The 19,068-nt window shown below is 70.7% G+C and carries 14 protein-coding genes; 8 read left to right on the top strand and 6 right to left on the bottom strand.

From position 1 onward, the window contains the following. Nucleotides 1-4 precede the first annotated feature (4 nt). Nucleotides 5-1,339, top strand: a complete 1,335-nt coding sequence (locus tag WME73_RS00415; RefSeq protein WP_437743585.1) for an acetylglutamate kinase — start codon at nucleotides 5-7, stop codon at nucleotides 1,337-1,339. A 46-nt stretch (nucleotides 1,340-1,385) separates the two neighbouring features. On the opposite strand, the gene WME73_RS00410 is transcribed toward WME73_RS00415, so the two are convergent. Together WME73_RS00410 and WME73_RS00405 are read right to left on the bottom strand one after the other, a co-directional pair. Beyond that, a complete protein-coding gene (locus WME73_RS00410; protein ID WP_437914389.1) occupies nucleotides 1,386-2,159 on the bottom strand; it encodes a GNAT family N-acetyltransferase in 774 nt (257 codons plus the stop codon). A gap of 177 nt (nucleotides 2,160-2,336) precedes the next feature. Continuing rightward, entirely contained in the window at nucleotides 2,337-2,948 is a 612-nt protein-coding gene (locus WME73_RS00405) for a superoxide dismutase (protein ID WP_012232705.1), read from the bottom strand. A gap of 347 nt (nucleotides 2,949-3,295) precedes the next feature. Between WME73_RS00405 and WME73_RS00400 the strand changes: the two genes are divergently transcribed. From WME73_RS00400 to WME73_RS00390, 3 genes are all read left to right on the top strand, one after another. Then, a complete protein-coding gene (locus WME73_RS00400) occupies nucleotides 3,296-5,122 on the top strand; it encodes an OmpA family protein (RefSeq protein WP_437914388.1) in 1,827 nt (608 codons plus the stop codon). Nucleotides 5,123-5,135: 13 nt separating this feature from the next. Then, a complete protein-coding gene (locus WME73_RS00395) occupies nucleotides 5,136-9,389 on the top strand; it encodes a hypothetical protein (protein ID WP_437914387.1) in 4,254 nt (1,417 codons plus the stop codon). 191 nt (nucleotides 9,390-9,580) lie between these two features. After that, entirely contained in the window at nucleotides 9,581-10,447 is an 867-nt protein-coding gene (locus WME73_RS00390; RefSeq protein WP_437743581.1) for an Hsp33 family molecular chaperone HslO, read from the top strand. Between the two features lie 50 nt (nucleotides 10,448-10,497). Here the strand turns inward: WME73_RS00390 and WME73_RS00385 are convergent, their stop codons facing one another. Together WME73_RS00385 and WME73_RS00380 are read right to left on the bottom strand one after the other, a co-directional pair. Next, a complete protein-coding gene (locus WME73_RS00385) occupies nucleotides 10,498-11,133 on the bottom strand; it encodes a TetR/AcrR family transcriptional regulator (protein ID WP_437914386.1) in 636 nt (211 codons plus the stop codon). 68 nt (nucleotides 11,134-11,201) lie between these two features. Beyond that, nucleotides 11,202-12,836, bottom strand: coding sequence for an FAD-dependent monooxygenase (locus WME73_RS00380; protein WP_437914385.1), 1,635 nt, complete (start codon nucleotides 12,834-12,836; stop codon nucleotides 11,202-11,204). Nucleotides 12,837-13,433: 597 nt separating this feature from the next. Here WME73_RS00380 and WME73_RS00375 point away from each other — a divergent pair. Next, nucleotides 13,434-13,898 (top strand): SRPBCC family protein, encoded by a 465-nt coding sequence (locus tag WME73_RS00375; protein ID WP_437743578.1) that lies wholly within the window; start codon nucleotides 13,434-13,436, stop codon nucleotides 13,896-13,898. A 466-nt stretch (nucleotides 13,899-14,364) separates the two neighbouring features. Here WME73_RS00375 and WME73_RS00370 read toward each other — a convergent pair whose 3' ends face one another. Next, the gene (locus tag WME73_RS00370) at nucleotides 14,365-15,183 is read right to left on the bottom strand and encodes a hypothetical protein (RefSeq protein WP_437914384.1); all 819 of its coding nucleotides are present in this window, start codon (nucleotides 15,181-15,183) and stop codon (nucleotides 14,365-14,367) included. On the opposite strand from WME73_RS00370, the gene WME73_RS00365 reads away from it, so the two are divergent. Together WME73_RS00365 and WME73_RS00360 are read left to right on the top strand one after the other, a co-directional pair. Next, nucleotides 15,182-15,577: a cellulose binding domain-containing protein gene (locus WME73_RS00365; protein ID WP_437743576.1), complete on the top strand. Its 396-nt coding sequence runs from the start codon at nucleotides 15,182-15,184 to the stop codon at nucleotides 15,575-15,577. The two genes, WME73_RS00370 and WME73_RS00365, sit on opposite strands and share 2 nt — an antisense overlap. A gap of 464 nt (nucleotides 15,578-16,041) precedes the next feature. Continuing rightward, nucleotides 16,042-17,178: a PLP-dependent aminotransferase family protein gene (locus tag WME73_RS00360; protein ID WP_437914383.1), complete on the top strand. Its 1,137-nt coding sequence runs from the start codon at nucleotides 16,042-16,044 to the stop codon at nucleotides 17,176-17,178. Between the two features lie 169 nt (nucleotides 17,179-17,347). On the opposite strand, the gene WME73_RS00355 is transcribed toward WME73_RS00360, so the two are convergent. Further along, nucleotides 17,348-18,130, bottom strand: coding sequence for a hypothetical protein (locus tag WME73_RS00355; RefSeq protein WP_157906337.1), 783 nt, complete (start codon nucleotides 18,128-18,130; stop codon nucleotides 17,348-17,350). Between the two features lie 241 nt (nucleotides 18,131-18,371). Here WME73_RS00355 and WME73_RS00350 point away from each other — a divergent pair, with 241 nt between their 5' ends. Further along, complete coding sequence (locus tag WME73_RS00350) at nucleotides 18,372-19,046, top strand: dienelactone hydrolase family protein (RefSeq protein ID WP_437859109.1); 675 nt, start codon at nucleotides 18,372-18,374, stop codon at nucleotides 19,044-19,046. Nucleotides 19,047-19,068: the final 22 nt, after the last annotated feature.

Genomic DNA, 19,068 nt, shown 5'->3' with positions numbered 1-19,068 from the left:
AACGATGGGTTCGACGCAAGACGTCATCGTCCGCCTGCTCAGGAACCTCGGCAGCCGCAAGGAGGTCGAGCAGTACCTGAAGCAGTACGCGGCCGTCGATCAGCAGAAGTTTGCGATCATCAAGGTCGGCGGCGCCATCCTCGACGAGGACCTCGAGGCGCTCGCGACCTCGCTCGTGTTCCTCAACCAGGTCGGGCTGTATCCCGTCGTCATCCATGGCGCCGGGCCGCAGCTCGATCGGGCGCTCGCCCAGGCGGGCATCCCGACGGAGCGGGTCAATGGCCTGCGCGTCACGACGCCCCGCATCCTGGAGATCGCCCGCCGCGTCTTCCTCCGCGAGAACCTGCGGCTCGTCGAGGCGCTCGAGGAGATGGGCACGCGCACGCGGCCGATCACGGCGGGCGTCTTCGAGGCGTCGCTGCTCGACGAGCCGCGCCTCGGGCTGGTGGGCAAGGTGGAGCGCGTCCATGTCGACGCGGTGAGGTCCAGCCTCCGCGCCGGGCACCTGCCGATCCTGGCCTGCCTCGGGGAGACGCCGGGCGGGCAGATCCTCAACATCAACGCCGACGTCGCCGCGCGCGAGCTCGCGCTCGCGACGCAGCCGTTCAAGATGATCTTCCTCACGAGCACGGGTGGCCTCCTCGACGAGCACGGGCGCATCATCTCGGCCATCAACCTCGAGGAGGACTTCGCGGGCCTCATGGCCCAGCCCTCGCTGAACGGCGGCATGCGCCTCAAGCTGCAGGAGATCAAGCTCCTGCTCGACGGGCTGCCGGCGACCTCGTCGGTCTCGATCACGTCGCCGGATCACCTGGCGAAGGAGCTCTTCACGCACACGGGCTCTGGCACGCTCGTCCGCCGCGGCGAGCGGATCCTCCGGCACGACACGCTGGACGGCATCGACCGCGGCCGGCTTCGCGATCTGCTCGAGGCGTGCTTCGAGCGGAAGCTCGACGAGCACTACTTCGACAAGAAGCCTTTCTATCGCATCTACCTGTCCGACTCCTACCGGGCGACGGCGATCCTCACGCTCGACCCGCGCGGGAGGGCCCCGCTCACTCCGTACCTCGACAAGTTCGCGGTGACCTCGGAGGCGCAGGGCGTGGGGATCGGCGGCTCGCTCTGGACGCGGATGAAGAGCGAGAACCCGAAGCTGTTCTGGCGCGCCCGGAACGGCAACGAGATCAACCCCTGGTATTTCCAGCAGGCCGAGGGCAGCTACCGCAACGAGAGCTGGACGGTGTTCTGGTACGGCCTGTCGAACTTCGACGACATCCGCGCCTGCATCGATCACGCGCTGTCCTTGCCGGCAACCCTGCGCCAGCACGGCACGGTCTGACCCCGCCCTCACCCGCCGTGGCGGGGGCGCCTCGTCGCGAGCGGGCTCACGGCGGGTCGCCGCCGCCGTCGTTCTCCGCCTCTTCGAGCGGCTCGATCTCCTCGTCCGTCGCGGGGCCCGACGGGCGCGACGCCGGCGGCGGGGCGCTCGACCTCTTCTCGCCGCCGCGCGCCTTCAGCGTCCGCCGCGGCGCTCGCTTCGGCTTCGCGGGCGCGCCGAGCGCCTCCGGGCTGCGGGGCTTCTTGAGCGCCCGAGGCGGCAGGAGCTCCGCGTCGACAGCGACCTTCTTCGCCATGAAGATCGCGGCGTCGAGCCGGTAGAAGCTGCGCTTCCGGTAGAACTTGAGGGCGCCGTCGTTGTTCTCGGCCACCTCCAGCACGAGGTGGGTGCAGCCGTGGATGCGCGCGAGGTGCTCGAGCTGCTCGAGCATGAAGGCGCCGACGCCGCGGCCCTGGTAGTCGGGGTGGACCGCGAGCTCCTCGACGAAGAGCGGGCGCATGTCGTGCTTCGTGAAGTAGCGCTCGTTCATCCAGTTATCGGTCCCGGTGATCTCGAAGGCGCACTCCGCGTAGCCTACGATCTCCTGACCAGGCGCCGCCCGGACCTCGAAGAGGAGCTGCTCGACCCCTTCTTCTTCGTAAACCTCGAGGAACCGCTTCTTCGAGCGAGGCCGCTGGTATTCGACCGTCTCCCGGTTCACGTCGCGGAACACCTTCTTGAGGAATTCCCAGACCCGGTTCAGGTCGCGCCGGTGGATCCGGCGCACGTAGATGAGGCTCTCTTCCCCGGCGGCGCGGGTGCTCGACTCGGCCTTGCTCATCGCCGCGCCCAGTCTACAGGACGAACGCGGACGGGGCACTGGGGGCGAGGCATGATCTGGAAAGCCGCGTCTGCGGGAAGTCCGGCCCGAGGAGAAGGTGGTCGCCGCGTGGCACGGGAGCGCCGAACTCGCCGGTGAGCCGGCGGGGACGGGTGCCCCCGCCGGGTAACGACAGGATCACCCCTGCTGAGCGTGCGGCCCGATCTGCGCGAGGCGCGCGTTGATCACATCCCAGTTCAGGCCCGAGAGCACGTTGGCCACATAGTCCGCCTTCTTGGTCTGGTAGTCCGCAAAGTACGCGTGCTCCCAGGCGTCGATGGCGACCATGATATGCGTGTTCGCGAACAGACCGACATCGTGCTCGGTCCGGACGAGGTTATTGAAGAGCTTCTGCTCCTGGTAGTCGTACACGAGCACCGTCCAGCCGTGCGCGCTCAGGAGCGACGCCTTCGCGTCGGCCAGCCAGGCGTCGAAGCTGCCGAACGACGCCTCGATGAGCTTCTTCGACTGGGCGCTCGGCTGCGTCGAGCCGTTGCCGATGTTCTCGAAGTACAGCTCGTGGAGCACCGTGCCGTTGAAGGCGACAGGCTCGCGACGCTTCAGCTCGCTGTACGCGTTGTACGAGTAGTTCGGCGCGCTGCGGTCGGCCTTGCCAAGCTGCTCCCAGATCTCGTTGAGCTTCTTCACGTAGCCCTGGTACAGCGTGAAGTGCGCCTTGAGCTGCAGGTCGCTCAGGCCCTTGGCGTTGCCGCCGAGGAGGTTGTCGAAACTCTTGGGTTCGCGGGACATGGTGCCTCCTAAACGAGTACCGCAAGCAGTGCGTGCCGCGGGGTCAGGCCGCCGCTTTACCGCTGCCGCTCTCCGGTAGCAACCCTGCCGTGCGACGTGACACACCGCCGACTCACGACGCCATCGGGCCTGACCTTCCGCGCAGGAAACTCCGGACGCCGGCTCGAGCCGCGCCGTGATCCCGCGCAGGGACGCCACGACCCCCGCGCGCCGCATGGCGCCGCGCCCGAGCTGGCCCGATCGGCCGGCGCGCGCCCAAAAACCTCGTGAAACGTTGAACGCCGCCGCCGTTTCGGTCGATACTCCTGGTGCTTGCTGTTCCTTCGCGCAAGGAGGCGACCTCGTTCATGCCGGCTCGTACACAGGGGACTCATCCGACGGCCGCGCTCGCGGCGGCGCTGTGCCTGCTCGGCGCAGCGGCTCACGCCGAGGCGCAGGAACCCGCGAGACCCGAAGGCTTCGCGCTCGACAGGTTCCAGCCTGCACCCGCCGGCGACAGGATGTTCGGAGTCCAGTCCGCCTACACGGCAGGAAGCACCGCACCCCACATCATGCTCCTCGGCGATTACGCCCAGGATCCGCTCGTGTTGCGGCGGTTGTCGGGGAACGAGGAGTTCGGCGACGGCAAGGTCGTCGGCAGCCAGCTCCTGCTCCACCTGAGCGCCTCGCTCTCTCTGTGGGAGCGCCTCACGGTGAACATCGATCTGCCCATCGCGCTCCAGTCGGGCGACGGCGGCGCCGCCTCCGGCGCCTTGCTGCCGCCGCCGACCAGCAGCGCCCTCGGGGATCTCCGGCTCGGCGCGCGCGCGACGCTCCTCGGCGGCTACTTCGATCCGTTCCAGATCGCGCTCGGCGGCTACGTGTGGCTGCCGACCGGCGACCCCGAGGCGTATTCGGGCGACGGCAGCGTGCGCGGCGGTCCGCAGCTCATCCTCGGCGGCCACCTGGATCGCGCGGTGTGGTCGCTCGCCGCGGGGCCGGAGTTCCGGTCCACGAGGCAGTTCGCCAACGTCGAGCAGGGGATGACGGTGCACTGGGGCGCCGGCGTCGGGCTGCTGCTCGACGACGAGCGACGCCTGCAGATCGGCCCTGAGATCACCGGCGCGGTCACGGTCACCGACGTCCAGCAGCGCACGACCAACCTGGAAGCCCTGCTCGGCGGGCGCTACCGCTTCGCGGACGACTTCGAGGCCGGGCTCGGCGTGGGCCCTGGCCTCACCCCCGGCGTCGGCACCCCCTCGTTCCGCGCGGTGGCCATGGTCGCCTACTCGCCCGAGGTGAAGCCGCCCGTGCAGGACCAGGACGCCGACGGCATCGCCGACGTGGACGACGCGTGCCCGCACACCGCGGGCGTCCGCAGCCCGGATCGCACGAAGAACGGCTGTCCGCCGCCCAAGGACGCGGACCACGACGGCATCCTCGACGCGGTCGACGCCTGCCCCGCCGTGGCCGGCGTCGCCTCGCCGGACCCGAAGAAGAACGGCTGCCCGCCGCCAGGGGACCGCGACAAGGACGGCATCACGGACGACGTCGACGCCTGCCCGGAGCAGGCCGGCCCGGCGAACGACGACCCGAAGCAGCACGGGTGCCCGCCGCCGCCCGATCGCGACGGCGACAAGGTCCCCGACGCGTCGGACGCCTGCCCGGATCTGCCCGGCCTCACCACGACCGACCCGGCCACGAACGGCTGCCCGGGCGACACCGACGGCGACGGCATCCGCGACGACAAGGACGCCTGCCCGAACGAGAAGGGCAAGCCGAACGAAGATCCGACGCAGAACGGGTGCCCGGTCGCGGTCCGGGTGACCGAGACCGAGATCGTCATCCTGCAGCAGGTGCAGTTCGACACCGGCAAGGCGACCATCCGTCCGGTGAGCAACGAGCTGCTCGACGAGGTCGCCGGCGTGCTCAAGGACCACCCGGAGATCCTCAAGATCGAGGTCCAGGGCCACACGGACGACCGCGGCACGCGCCAGTTCAACACGAAGCTGAGCCAGGCCCGCGCGGAGTCGGTGCTGAAGGCGCTCGTCGAGCGCGGCATCGCGGCCCAGCGCCTGCAGGCGAAGGGCTACGGCCCCGACGTCCCGATCGCGGAGAACAAGACCGAGGCGGGTCGCCAGAAGAACCGGCGCGTCCAGTTCAACATCATCGAGAAGGAAAAGAAGCAGCCCTAGGCTGGAGGCGTCGATGGCAAAGCGATTGGCATTCACGGGGCTCACAAGCGCCGCGCTGCTCGGGGCGCTCTCCGGGACCGCGAGCGCGGCTCCAGTGCGGCGGGTCCAGGTGGCGCAGCGGGGTGATTTCGTCCTTATCGGCAACACGCTCGCGCACGACTGCGCGTCGTCCACGCCCGCGCCGCTGGTGGGCACGGTCGGGACGTGCGGCACGACCGCGACGCTGGGGGACTCCGCGCCCGATATCTACTGGCGGGGCGACAGCCCCCTCGCCGGCCAGGCCGAGGCAAACAACAGCGTCGACCCCGCGGCTGCCCGCAGCACCGCGGTCCTCAGCCTCCCCGCGGGCGCTCGGGTGACCCACGCGTACCTCTACTGGACGGTGAGCCGCGACAGCGGCACCTCGGCCGATCTCACCGTGACCCTGGATCGGCCTGGCGGCTTCTCTTCCAGCGTGACCGGTACGAACTCGGGCCAGACGGAGATCTTGGGCCTCGCCCACGCCCAGACGGTCGCCAACGTCACGTCGATCGTGCAGACGCGCGGCGCGGGGGCGTATCGCCTGAGCGGGATCTCCAACGGGACCGATCTGGACAGCGTGAGCCAGCAGATCGCGTTCGCCGGCTGGTGGATGGTCGTGCTCTACGAGCTGACGACCGCGCCCGCGCGGAACCTCGCCGTCTTCGACGGGCTGGATCAGGTGATCGACGGCGCGACGGTCGGCTGGAGGATCTCGGGGTTCGTCGTCCCCTCGGGCGGGGGCCAGGCGAAGCTCGGCGTCATCGGGTACGACGGCGACAGCTCGACCGGCGACGCGCTCGAGTGGAACGGGACCGCGCTGTTCGACGCACAGAACCCGGCGAACAACTTCTTCAACAGCTCCCGTTCGTTCCTCGGCGCGCCGATGTCCTCGGCGGGCGATCTGCCGAGGCTCACCGGCGGGCCGCTGAGCATGAGCGGCATCGACATCGACGTGACGCAGGTGCCGGCCAACCTGCTCATGGCCGGCGACACGGAGGCCGAGGTCGGGGCGGCCGTCGACGGCGCCGACAGCTACCTGCTCGGCGGCCTCATCACGTCGGTGCCGACGCGCCTCCCGGATCTCTCCACGTCGACCAAGTCGGTCCTCGATCTCAACGGCGGCGGCGTCACGCCTGGCGACACGCTCGAATACACGATCCTCGTCACCAACACCGGGGACGACAACGCCGCGGCGGTCGTGCTGAACGACCCGCTGCCCGCCGGGGTCACCTTCGTGCCGGGCTCGCTCGAGATCGCCTCGGGCCCGAACATGGGCGGCGTGACCGACGCGCCCGGCGACGACGAGGGCGAGTACGTCGCCGGCTCGCGGGCGATCCGCGTCCGGCTCGGCGACGGCGCCGACGCGGCCCAGGGCGGGTCGCTCGGCGTCAGCGAGACCACGACGGTGCGGTTCCGCGTGACCATCGATCCGGGCACGGACGGCGAGATCGCGAACCAGGCCATCATCACCGGGCAGAGCCCCGAGGGAGGCGCTGCCCAGGACTACCCGACGGACGGCAACGGCGCGGAGCCGGGCACGCCGCCCACGGAGATCCTCGTCGACAGCGACGGCGACGGGCTGAGCGACGGCGACGAGAACTTCGCTGGCACGGACCCGAACGACGCCGACACGGACGACGACGGCGTGAGCGACGGCGACGAGCAGCTCTGGGATCGCGACACCGACGGCGATGGCCTCGTCAACGCGCGGGACGTCGACAGCGACGACGACGGGCTGTACGACGCGACGGAGATCGGCTCGACGGACTGCGATGGTCCGGGGACGGACGCGCTGGCGGGGCACTGCGTGCCCGACGGCGACGCCGGGGCGACGACGACCGACCCGCTCGACGCGGACACCGACAACGGCGGCGTGCTCGACGGCTCGGAGGACGCCAACCTGAACGGCGTGCTCGACGCGGGCGAGAGCGACCCGGCGGCCGGGCACGGCGCCGACGACCAGCGCGCCGACGCCGACAACGACGGGCTCGGCGACGATCTCGAGGCGACGCTCGGCACCGATCCGAACGACGCCGACAGCGACGACGACGGCGTGCGCGACGGCGACGAGCCGAACCCGACGGACGACAACGACGGCGACGGGCTGATCAACCCGCTCGACGTCGACAGCGACAACGACGGCCTCTTCGACGGGACCGAGCTCGGGCTCGGCTGCGACGGCCCGGGCACCGACGCGACGGCGGGCAACTGCGCTGCCGACGGCGACGCGGGCGCCACGAGGACGTCGCCGCTCGAGGCCGACACGGATCGCGGCGGCGCGAGCGACGGCTCCGAGGACGTCAACCTGAACGGCGTGCTCGACGCGGGCGAGACCGACCCCCGTTCCGGTCATGGAGACGACGATCCGCAGAACACGGACGCCGACGACGACGGGCTGAGCGATGATCTCGAGGTCTCGCTCGGCACGAACCCGAACGACGCCGACACCGACGGAGACGGCGTCCGCGACGGGATCGAGCCGAACCCGGCGGACGATACGGACGGCGATGGGCTCCTCAACGCGCTCGACGTCGACAGCGACAACGACGGCCTCTTCGACGGGACCGAGCTCGGCCTGGGCTGCGACGGCCCTGGCACCGCGCCGTCGCGGCGCTGCGCCCCGGACGAGGACGCCGGCGCCACGAAGACGTCGCCGCTCGACGCGGACACGGACGACGGCGGCACGCGCGACGGCTCCGAGGACGCCAACCTGAACGGCGTCGCGGACAACGGCGAGACCGAACCGACCCGCGGGCGCGGCGACGACGACGGCGACAACGACGACGGGGACGAGGACGGGCTGAGCGACGACCTCGAGGAGACGCTGGGCACGGACCCGGACGACGCGGACTCCGACGACGACGGCGTGCAGGACGGGCAGGAGCCGAACCCGGCGGACGACGCGGACGGCGACGGGCTCATCCACCCCCTCGACGTGGACAGCGACGACGACGGCCTCTACGACGGGACCGAGCTCGGCCTCGCCTGCGACGGCCCCGGCACCGACGCGGACGCCGAGCACTGCACGGCGGACGGGGACAGCGGGGCCACGATGACGTCGGCGCTGAGCCGTGACAGCGACCGGGGCGGCGCGACCGACGGCTCGGAGGACGCCAACCTGAACGGCGCGCTCGAGGCCGGCGAGACGGAGCCGACCGCCGGCCATGGCGCCGACGACAGCCAGAACGCCGACGGAGACGCCGACGGGCTGAGCGACGATCTCGAGGTGTTCCTCGGTTCGGATCCGGAAGATCGCGACACCGACAACGACGGCCTGCTCGACGGCGAGGAGCCGAACCCCAGCGACGACGGCGACGGCGACGACCTGCCCGACGTCCTGGACGCGGACAGTGACGGCGACGGGCTCTTCGACGGCACCGAGGCGGGGAAGGACTGCGCGGACGCGGACACCGATGCCGCCGCCGAGAGCTGCACGCCCGACGCCGACGGCGGGACCACCACGACGAGCGTGGTGAATCCCGACACGGACCGCGGCGGCCAGAGCGACGGCGATGAGGACCTGAACCACGACGGCAAGGTCGACGAGGGAGAGACCGATCCGAACGACGCCGGGGACGATCTCGGCGATCGCGACGGCGACGGCCTCTCGAACAGCGAGGAGACGGCGCTCGGCACCGATCCGGACGACGCCGACAGCGACAACGACGGCGCGCTCGACGGCGAGGAGGTCGAGCCTGGCGTCGACACGGACGAGGACGGGAAGATCAACGCGCTCGATCCCGACAGCGACGGGGACGGGCTCCTCGATGGGACCGAGCTGGGCAAGGGCTGCTCGCACGAGGACACCGACGCCGACGCGGCCACCTGCGTGCCGGACGGCGACGACGGGGAGACGACGACCTCGCCGACGCAGGCCGACACCGATGGCGGCGGAGCGAGCGACGGCGAGGAGGACGCGGACCACGACGGGGTGGTCGACGAGGGCGAGCGCGATCCGAACAACCCCGCGGACGATCAGCCCGCGGAGTGCGAGCAGGACAGCGCTTGCGGCGCTGGGATGGTGTGCGACGAGGAGACGAAGGAGTGCGTCCCGGGTTGCCGCAACCCCGACAACACGATCGGCCCGTGCACCACACCGCTCCCCGGTGAGGGCGTCGTGGTGCAAGGCGGCGGCTGCGCCTGCACGGTGGGCGCGGAGGGCGACGGCAGCCGCTCGGCGCCGTGGGCCTTGCTCGCGGCCGGCGCCTGCGCCGCCGTGCTGCACCGGCGCCGCCGACGCAGCTGAGCTCTCCCCCCGGGCGGCGCCCCCCCGCGCCGCGCAGGAGGGGGCGCCTGTGCTACAAGCCAACGGAATAACTATGCTTTTATGCGAGGCGCGCACGCCTGCAGGGCGCCTCCGCCTGCGGCGATCGATGCGGCGCGGGTTGCCATCGGCCGTCCGTGGCCTAACGATGTTTTCCCACGGGAGAGTGCATCTTGCCCCGACCTTCTGATTCCGTCGTCCGCGCCATCACGATGGATGGCGCTTTTCGCGTCATCACGGCGCTGACCACCGAGACCGTGCGGGGGGCCGTCGCGGTGCAATCTGCGACCGGCGCGACCGCGCAGCGGCTGGGAGAGCTGATCACCGGCGCCATCCTCGTGCGCGAGGCGATGGCGCCGAACCTGCGGGTCCAGGCGATCGTCAAGGGCGCGGCCGGTCACGGGACCCTGGTGGCCGACTCGCACCCGGACGGCACGAGCCGCGGCCTCGTCAACCTGGGCAAGGGGGCCACGGCGGAGAGCGCGGTGAAGATCGGCGGAGGGTCACTGCTGCAGGTCATGCGCACGCTGCCGAGCGGCATGCTCCACCAGGGGGTCGTCGAGATCCCGACCGAGGGCGGCATCTCCGCGGGCCTGATGACGTACATGCAGGAATCGGAGCAGGTCGTCTCGATGATCGCGGTGGCGACGCTGATCGGCGAGGACGGCGTCGGCGCATCCGGCGGCTACCTCGTGCAGCTGCTCCCGGAGGTCGAGCGCGGTCCGCTCATGGTGATGACCGAGCGGCTCAAGGACTTCGAGCGCCTCGACGACGTGCTCGCGCACGAGGGAGCCTCGGCGGACGTGCTGCTCGGGGAGCTGCTTTACGGCATGCCGTTCTCACGGCTCGAGGACTCGCCGCTCAGCTTCAGCTGTCGCTGCAGCGAGCTCCGGGTGATGGCCACGCTGGCGAGCCTGCCGCGGAGCGACATCGAGGAGATGGTCACGGACGGGAAGGTCCTCGACATCCGCTGCGATTATTGCGGCAAGGACTACCAGGTGTCGCCGTCGCAGCTCCGCTCGCTGCTGACGACGAGCTGAGCCGCCGCGCGCCTGCGCGCGGCCGGCGGGCCGCACGCCCACGCGCGGGGTCACGCGGGCTCGCGAGGCGAAAGGCCGCGGATCACGAAGGCGATGACCCGCTCGATCTCCGCCTCGTCGTCCCACGCCGCATCGGGGGCGATGTACACGCGGTGGACGATGTACCCCACGAACGTCGAGGCGACGCAGCGGATGACGAGGGGCGGCGGCCACCCGACGATCTGCCCTTCGCGCTGGAAGTGCTCGATCAAGGTGATCCCCTTCTCGAGGAGCGGCCCGAAGACCTTGCCGGCGATGCCGAGCCGCAGCTCGGCGTCGAACGGCAGCTCCTGCGCGAGGATGCGCACCAGCTGCGGGTGCGCGCGCACGAAGGCGATGCGCTCGGCGAGGAGCGCCCGCAAGAACGCCTCGAAGGTCGGGTACGTCGCCTCGAAAAGCGGGTCCATGGAGCGCGCCAGCGCGGGCCCGACGAGCCGTTCGACGGCGGGACCGATGACGCCCAGGAGGAGGTCCCGCTTGCTCGGGAAGTACTTGAAGATCGTCGCCTCGGCGACCCCTGCGCGCCGCGCGATCTCCTTGGTCGCGGTCCCGTGGAAGCCCTGCTCGGCGAAGGCGGCCACCGCAGCGTCGACGATCTTCTTCTGCGCCTCGGTCAACGTGTCGTGCGGGCGCGGGCGTCGGCTCATCAGCGTCCTCTCTCCTCGACGTCCAGCAGCGCCGCGCGGCGGCTCGGGCGCGCTGCGGTCGGCGTGCGCTAGGCGGCCTCGGCCCTGCGGGTGAAGAGCCGGTCGAGCGCCTGCCTGAGCTCGCGCTCGTCGAGCGGATCGCAGCGCACGCCGACGTAGCCGTCCGGCCGGACGAGGACGGCGGCTGCCGCCTCGGCGCCGTACGCCGCGTGGGCGCGCCCGTCCGGATCTGCGTACCCTCCGGCCTCGGGCGCGCTGATGACCAGCACCTTGAGGTCCGGCCTGCTGAGCTCCGCGGCGAGCCGCCGGACGTGCCCGTGCGCCTCGGTGTTCGCGCTGCCCTGGGGTTGACCGGCGAAGAGCAGCAGCGTGGATTCGACGCCGCGCATCAGCTCGAACAGGTGGACCTGCCGTCCCGCTGCGCTGCGCAGCGAGGCGTCCGGCGCGCGATCTCCGGCGCGGGGCCCGCGCTCCGGCGGGTGCCCGATCTGGATGGACAGCGGGCTCTTCCGATATCGGATCTTGAGCTGCGAGACGAACCCCAGTATCCGGCGTTGCACGGCAGCGACGCCGATGGCGCGGGTCATGAGGCGCGGCGCGACGATGCGCAGCGCCCGGCCCATGAGACCGTGTCCGGCCATGAGCCCGAAGAGGCGGTCTGTGAAGGCGATCAGCCGGCGCGCGACGGGCAGCCGCTCCATCTCGTAAGTGTCGAGCAGCCACGCTGGCATCCTGCCCTGCTCGACGGCCGCGAGCTTCCACGCCAGGTTGTACGCGTCCTGGATTCCGGTGTTCATCCCCTGCCCGCCGGCCGGGCTGTGGATGTGCGCCGCGTCGCCGGCGAGGAACACGCGCCCCTTGCGCAGCCGCGTGGCGACGCGGTGGTGCAGCCGGTAGCGCGAGAGGACGATCGCTTTCTGTATCTTGAACGGCGTGGGGATCATCGAGCGCATCACGCCTTCGAACTCCTCGAGCGAGAGCGACGCGCCGCGCGCCGGCGACGCTTCGGGCAGGATAAGGACGATCCGGAACCGGTGGCTTCCGGGCACGGGGAAGGCCGCTGCGAGGCCCCGGCGCGAAGGGCTGATATAGATGTCGCCGTCCGGCAGTGGCCAGTCGATGACGAGGTCGCCGAGCATGCAGTGATCGTCGTAGGTGTCGCCCTCGAAGGCGATGTCTGCGCCCTGGCGGACGGCGCTGCGCGCGCCGTCGCAACCGAGGAGCCACTTCGCGCGCACCACCTCGGTGTTCCCGTCGACCCTGCGGAGCGTGCATGTGACGCCGGCGCTGTCCTGGGTATAGGAAGCGAGCTCGGCGCCGCGCTCGACCGTCACGCCCAGCTCCGAGAGCCGCGACTCGAGGACGCGCTCGGTGTCGAACTGCTGGATGACGAAGATGCCTGGAACGGGCGTGGAGAGCTCCGGGAAGTCGAAGATCGGCAAGCGTGCGCGCTGGCCGTTCGAGAGGAGGACGTTGAGCCCTCCGACGCGCGTGGCGCGCGCCATCGCGGCGTCTGCGATCCCCATGCTGGTGAAGATCTCCATCGTCCGCGTCTGCACCACGAGCGCTCGCGAGTGATCCGGCGGCGGTTCCAATGCCTTGTCCACGATCCGCACTGCGAGCCCGCGCCGAACAAGCTCTCCGGCCATCGTCAAGCCCGTCGGACCTCCACCGACGACCAGCGCATCCACAGCTTCTGTCATAGGCCGCCTCCGGATTGGTGAGTGAGCATTCACTCACTTTATATGAGGACCTCCTTCGGTTGGCAAGGCATCAAGGCAAAGCATGTCTTACATTGACACACATTCACACAGTCAACCGCACCATGGTTGAGCTCGCCCAGCTGCGCCAACCGCACCGTCAACCGCACCGGGGTTGAGCGGCCGACCGAGGTTGAGCCGACCGACCGAGGTTGAGCCGACCGACCGAGGTTGAGCCGCCGACCGAGGTTGAGCCGACCGACCGAGGTTGAGCCGACCGACCGAGGTTGAGCCGCCGACCGAGGTTGAGCCGCCGACCGAGGTTGAGCCGCCGGAGCCGCCGACCGAGGTTGAGCCGACCGACCGAGGTTGAGCCGCCGACCGAGGTTGAGCCGCCGACCGAGGTTGAGCCGCCGACCGAGGTTGAGCCGCCGACCGAGGTTGAGCCGCCGACCGAGGACCAACGATCGCCCCCTGGTTGAGCTCAGCGACGCCGCCACATTCAACAGGAACGGATCTTGAAGCCCACCGGCGAACTCCCCGCTCACCCGCCCCCCACCCCGCCCTCGCTCGGCGAGGTCTTCGTGCGATGGTCGCCGCATGCAAGAGGTCCACGTCAACGTCTACATCCACGCCCCGGTCGAGCGGGTTTTCGACGCGGTGGCTGACCACGAACGCTTCCTGTGCTCCGGGGACGGCACCCACACGAAGGTCGTCCGGCCAGGGCTCACCGAGCACAACGGCCTCGGCGCCCTCCGCGAGGTGCGCGTCGGGAAGCGGATTCGCTACGTCGAGGAGATCACGGCCTTCGAGCGGCCGTCCTCGTTCGACTACCAGATCGTCGAGAGCACGCAGCCGCTCCGGCACCAGGGCTCGCGTCTCCGCTTCACTCCGCGCGGCGAGGGCACGGAGATCGACTGGACATCACGCTTCGACATCCCGCTGCCGCTCGTCGGCAAGCGGCTCGGATCGCTCGCCAGGCGCATGTTCATCGCGGCGTTCACCGAGCTGCTGCTCGCTGAAAAGGCGCGGCTCGAGGCCTCGCAGCCCGCGCGCGCCACGTGACCCCCTCGCGCGCTCACCGACAGGCAGCGCCTGGTCTTCATGCCCCTTCCCCCTGGACGTGAACTACGGCTGGGCGGACCGATCCTCTCGCTGGAGCGCGCCCTCCACAGAGGGCAAGGGCGACCCGTTCTGCGGTTCGGTGCTCTCGTTCGGCGACGAGGAGAGACCGGCGCCGTGGTCAACGCGGTTCATGGAAGACTCCGAGTTCAACTGGCCCATGCGCCGCCTCCGCTGGAGGACGCGCAGCGCGGCCCCGTCACTTCACATGACCGACGCCAGGGACGCCACACCGACCCCGCTGGCGCGGCGTGGCGCGGTGTCCGCAAAACACATGAAACGTCGTCCAGTGTATGGCCAGCATTCATCCGCCCGATCTGAGGGAAATGCATGTAGACGAATACCCCATCAGCTACGACATCGACAGAAAGTTCCCATGGCAAGCCTCTTGCTGATGCCAGGCGGTTCTCTATAAGCTGTTGACCTCAACTTCCTTCCGTTCGGCCTTCGGACTTGGTCGAGCGGTCGCAGGGGTGTTCAAGATGCGACCGATGGCAAGGTGTGCGTCGCTGCTCGGCCCGATGACCTCGGGAGCAGCTCGTATCCGGGGTTCCAGGGGGAAGGTGTCGACGAGGGCAGGAGCGCCGCCGCAGCTGGGCAGTCGCGGCAATCGGGTCAACCGAGTCAACCGATCGAGCTCTTGGCCGAAGGGAACCGCCGCGCTCTGTGCCATCTCGTTCCTGACGCTCGTGGCATGTGCCCAAGGCTCCAGCCTGGACGGCGAGAACACAGGAGGCGGGGGCGGCGCCTCCGCCAGCTCGGCTGGGGCACCTTCGTCCAGCTCAGCCGGCGCTGGCTCCACCGTATCTGCGACGAGCGGCTCGACGAGCTCCACAACGAGCGGCTCGTCCAGCGCTGCGGGCGATGTCACGAGCGCGACGGTGAGCAGCTCGTCCGGCTCAGGTGGCGCCGATGGTGCCGGCGGCGCTGGGGGTCTGGGCGGCGCTGGCGGGGACGACGCTGCGAGCGCCTCGGCCAGCTCCTCGGCGAGCGCCTCGGCCAGCTCCTCGGCGAGCAGCTCGGCCAGCTCCTCGGCGAGCAGCTCGACCAGCTCCTCGGCGAGCAGCTCGACCAGCTCCACGACGAGCAGCACGACAGGCACCGGCGGCGGTAGCGCCACGAGCTCCACCACCGCGAGCTCGACCACCGGCGGCGTGACCACACCGGCGCTCGAGCTGCAATATGCTGCGAGGGACACCACCGTCGAGTCCCAGCATCTGTCGTTCATGGTACAGGTCAAGAACACGGACGATGCGAGCATCGCGCTCAGCGATCTGACGATTCGCTACTGGTTCACGGCCGACGTCGCGAAGGTGGATCTCAAGAGCGAGTGCGACTTTTCGTCGATCATCGGTGGATGCGCCAACGTCACAAGGACGTTCGGCGAGGCATCGGGAACGAAGGCCGATCACTATCTCGAGCTCGGTTTCCTCGCCGCCGCAGGTGGCATCGCCCCGAACGTCACGTCCGGAAATGTGCAGATCCGCATCTACAACGGCGACAATTACGACCGCATGACGCAGACCGACGACTACTCCTTCGGCACCAACACCGCCTTCATGCCTTTTGAGCGGGTCACCGTGTACCACGACGGCGTGCTCGCCTGGGGAACAGAGCCTTGACTGGCCGCGAGGACGAGCTCCACGTCCTGCGGGAGCAAGCTCCGCATCGATAGCCGCCCCGGGCGAACGTTCGCCGGACCTCGGCGTACGGTCAGCTCCGGAGATCGATCTCAGGACGGATTCCCCGCCCGGCCAGACCAGCCCGACCTGGCTCGCAGGGCCTGCCGCCCTGTGCGGACGCGCGCCCCTCCACGCCCTTCGGTGCCCTGTGGCGGCCTGGCTCGCCGCGCGCGCACGCCACACCCCGCAACATGCCGTTACACGCCCTGGCCCGTCCCAGGTTGCCGCGATGTAACCAATTTTCCATGGAATTCCGTCCCGCCATGGGACGCGAGCGCTTCCGCTCCACCTGGAGACGGGCAGCTCGGGCGGCACCATCCTTGAATGGCCTCGCTCGGACCCTGAACTCTATGGATGCCACCGCGCGCGCAACGCCTCCTCCCCCGTCGTCCCACACCCGGCCTGTGCAGGCCCCGATCTCGCGTGATGCGCCGCGGAGCGGACCGCGGCTCGGACACGGCCTCGAGCGGTTCGACCCCCTGAAGCGGCGCGCCGCGGACACACCTGGCCTCATCAGCTTCGCGGGCGGGCTGCCCGCCCCGGGCGAGTTCCCGCGCTCGAAGCTCGCGGCCTCGTTCGTTCGCGCTCTTCAGAACCCCAGCTGCGCGGCGCTCCCGTGTAGCTGGCCCGAGGGCGACGAGGACCTCCGCGCCTGGATCGCCGGGCAGCTGCGCCGGCGCGGCGCCCAGGTGGCTCGCGACGACGTCATCGTGACCAGCGGCGCACAGCAGGCCGTGTCCCTCGCCGCGCAGCTGGTCCGCGGATCGCGCGCCAGGATCGGCGTCGACCGCGAGAGCTCCCCCGGCGCGCTCGATCGGTTCCAGGAGCTCGGCGCGACGGTCGTCGACGGCGGCAGCAACGTCGATGCCTATTATCTCATGCCCGCCGTCTCCAATCCGCGTGGACGCACGCTGTCGCGCAGCGATCGAGCCAGGGTCCTCTCGACCCTCCGGCCCATCATCGAGGACGACGCTTACGCAGATCTGTCCTTTGACGGCGCCGTCCCGCGGCCGCTCCTGGCCGAGGCCCCCGATCGCGTGTTCCACGTCGGGACGTTCTCGAAGACGCTCTGCCCCGGCCTCCGCGTCGGCTGGCTCGTGCCCCCGCGCTCGCTCCGGGCCGAGGTCCTCCAGCTGAAGCAATCCGCCGATCAGCAGGCGGCCAGCCTGCCGCAGGCCATCCTGGAAGACTACCTCCGCACAGAGGACTTCGATCAGCGGCTCGTGCGCCTGCGGGAGTTCTACGGTCGCCGCGCCGCCCGCATGGAGCGGGCGCTCCGAAAGCACCTGCCCGGCTGGCGGTTCGACCCGCCCGCCGGCGGCTTCGCGATCTGGGTCGAGCCCGACGCCGAGCCGAACGAGGCCTTCTTCCTGGCCGCCGCCATCGAGCACGGCGTCGCCTTCGACCCGGGCTCGCTGTTCCGGGCTCACGGCGCCGTGCGCCCATTCGCCCTCCGGCTCTGCTTCTCTTCGGTGGCGTGCGACGAGGACCTGGACGAGGGCGTGCGCCGCCTCGCGCGGTGCTGGGCCGAGGTCGCGTAGCCTCGCCAGCGGGCGCCGATCCACGAAAGCGCCCTGCACGACCTCTCTCCCTCTCTCCTTCAACTCCCTCTCTCCCTCACTCCCTCTCTGCTCTCTTCTCCTCCTCTCCGATCGCGACACCGCGGCGGCGGCCTGCGCGCACGCCGCCGACCCCGCGCAGGGCGCGGCCTCACTGCGCCAGCGGGCCGCCTGGCTTGTGCGGGACGGGCGGACGGCGATCGAGCAGCTCCCGCGCCGCGGCCCGGACGACCGCGGGCACGTCCGCCGCCGCCGCGAGCCGCAGGAGCTCGGGCCGCAGGAGCAGGCGCACCATGGGCACCGCGATCTCCTGCGGCGCGCCCGGGTTCTGCACGATCGCCATGCGCACCCGCGCGCGCTGCGGCCACTCGGGGTGTTTCGCGATCTCCGTCAGGACCTCCGCGTTCGCCGGGCGGCGCGCCGCGAGGCGGACGACGTCATCCTCGGTCAAGCGCGGGTTGGCGAGCAGGTTGCGGATGACCAGCGGGTGCGGGTCCCGGAGCAAGGCGTCGAAGGCCGCGCGGGTCGGCCGCCGGGCCAGCGCGCGCCGCTCGCCGAGCGTGAGCGCGCGACCGGCGCTCGACGTGGCGACGAGCCGCTCGTCGGGCGCCGGCGAGGCCGGCTGCGCCTCGGGCCGCCGCGCCTTGCGGCGCAGGAGGCGCGAGAGCGGCAGCAGGGCATGGGAGGACGCGAGCTCGCGGAGCTGCTCGACGCGCTCCGAGAGCGCAGGATCCACGAGGACCGGCACGACGGCGCCCAGCACGTCGCGCGCGAGGGGGTTGGCCTGCTCGGCGTCGCGGCAGAGATCGTCGAGCGCGCGGGCGACGGAGGGGAGATCGGCGCGCAGCACCTCGCTCCGCAGGAACGCGACCCGCAGCCGGAGCTCCTTCAAGGACGAGACCGCTCGCCTCCATCGTCCCGCCAGCGCATCCACGCCGTCAATCTACATCGCCGGCGTCCCGGCGTGGAGCGCGTGCCAGGCAGTTTGCGCTACGCAACGTGTGCGGGGCGGTTATCCTGCGCCGCGCCATGAGGGGACGGCGGAAGCCGATCCCCGATTGCCGACGGAGACGGCGGAAGCCGATCCCCGATTGCCGACGGGGGCGGCGGAAGCCGATCCCCGATCACGGACGAGGACGGCGCAGCCCATCCCCGTCTCGAAAGGGAGGAGTCGCATGTCCGAAAAGGTTTCGTTCCCCGCGAAGGACGGGTCCTCGGCGACCGGCGAGATCGTCTGGCCGAAGCAGGGGGACAAGTCGCCTGCCGTCGTCCTGATCCAGGAGTGGTGGGGTGTGAACGACCACATCCGCTCGCTGCTCGACCGGCTCGCCGCCGCCGGGTTCATCGCCCTCGCGCCCGACCTCTACCACGGCAAGACCACCAAGGACGCCACCGAGGCCAACCGGCTGATGACCGAGCTCGACAAGCCGCGCGCCCTCGAGGAGATCGCCGGCGCCGCCCGCTTCCTGTCGGCGCACGAGCGGTCGACCGGCAAGGTCGGCGTCATCGGGTTCTGCATGGGCGGCGCGCTGAGCTTCGCCGCCGCCGCGACGATCCCCGAGCTCGCGGCCGCGGTGCCCTTCTACGGCGTCCCGAGCCCCGCGCCCGATTACACGCGCGTCAAGGCGCCGATCCTCGCCCACTTCGCCGCGCGCGACGGCTGGGCGACGCCGGCCGCCGCCGAGGCGATCCAGAAGGAGCTCGCCGCCCGCGGCCAATCCATGGAGCTCCACGTCTATGACGCCGACCACGCGTTCGCGAACGACACGCGCCCCGAGGTCTACGCCCCCGAGGCCGCGAAGCTCGCGTGGGAACGGAGCATCGCGTTCCTGAAGCAGCACCTCGCCTGAGCACGACGCCGCGCTCCTTCCC

The organism is Sorangium sp. So ce302, assembly GCF_051530145.1.
Taxonomy (GTDB): domain Bacteria; phylum Myxococcota_A; class Polyangia; order Polyangiales; family Polyangiaceae; genus Sorangium; species Sorangium cellulosum_B.
Note: the sequence above shows the minus strand (reverse complement) of the source record. Positions and strands in the feature narration are given on the sequence as shown.

Bases quoted from the DNA above. Each gene is read 5' to 3' on its own strand.
- WME73_RS00415 (WP_437743585.1), top strand. From the start codon at position 5: ATGGGTTCGACGCAAGACGTCATCGTCCGCCTGCTCAGGAACCTCGGC.
- WME73_RS00410 (WP_437914389.1), bottom strand. From the start codon at position 2,159: ATGAGCAAGGCCGAGTCGAGCACCCGCGCCGCCGGGGAAGAGAGCCTC.
- WME73_RS00405 (WP_012232705.1), bottom strand. From the start codon at position 2,948: ATGTCCCGCGAACCCAAGAGTTTCGACAACCTCCTCGGCGGCAACGCC.
- WME73_RS00400 (WP_437914388.1), top strand. From the start codon at position 3,296: ATGCCGGCTCGTACACAGGGGACTCATCCGACGGCCGCGCTCGCGGCG.
- WME73_RS00395 (WP_437914387.1), top strand. From the start codon at position 5,136: ATGGCAAAGCGATTGGCATTCACGGGGCTCACAAGCGCCGCGCTGCTC.
- WME73_RS00385 (WP_437914386.1), bottom strand. From the start codon at position 11,133: ATGAGCCGACGCCCGCGCCCGCACGACACGTTGACCGAGGCGCAGAAG.
- WME73_RS00380 (WP_437914385.1), bottom strand. From the start codon at position 12,836: ATGACAGAAGCTGTGGATGCGCTGGTCGTCGGTGGAGGTCCGACGGGC.
- WME73_RS00375 (WP_437743578.1), top strand. From the start codon at position 13,434: ATGCAAGAGGTCCACGTCAACGTCTACATCCACGCCCCGGTCGAGCGG.
- WME73_RS00365 (WP_437743576.1), top strand. From the start codon at position 15,182: ATGGTACAGGTCAAGAACACGGACGATGCGAGCATCGCGCTCAGCGAT.
- WME73_RS00370 (WP_437914384.1), bottom strand. From the start codon at position 15,183: ATGAACGACAGATGCTGGGACTCGACGGTGGTGTCCCTCGCAGCATAT.
- WME73_RS00350 (WP_437859109.1), top strand. From the start codon at position 18,372: ATGTCCGAAAAGGTTTCGTTCCCCGCGAAGGACGGGTCCTCGGCGACC.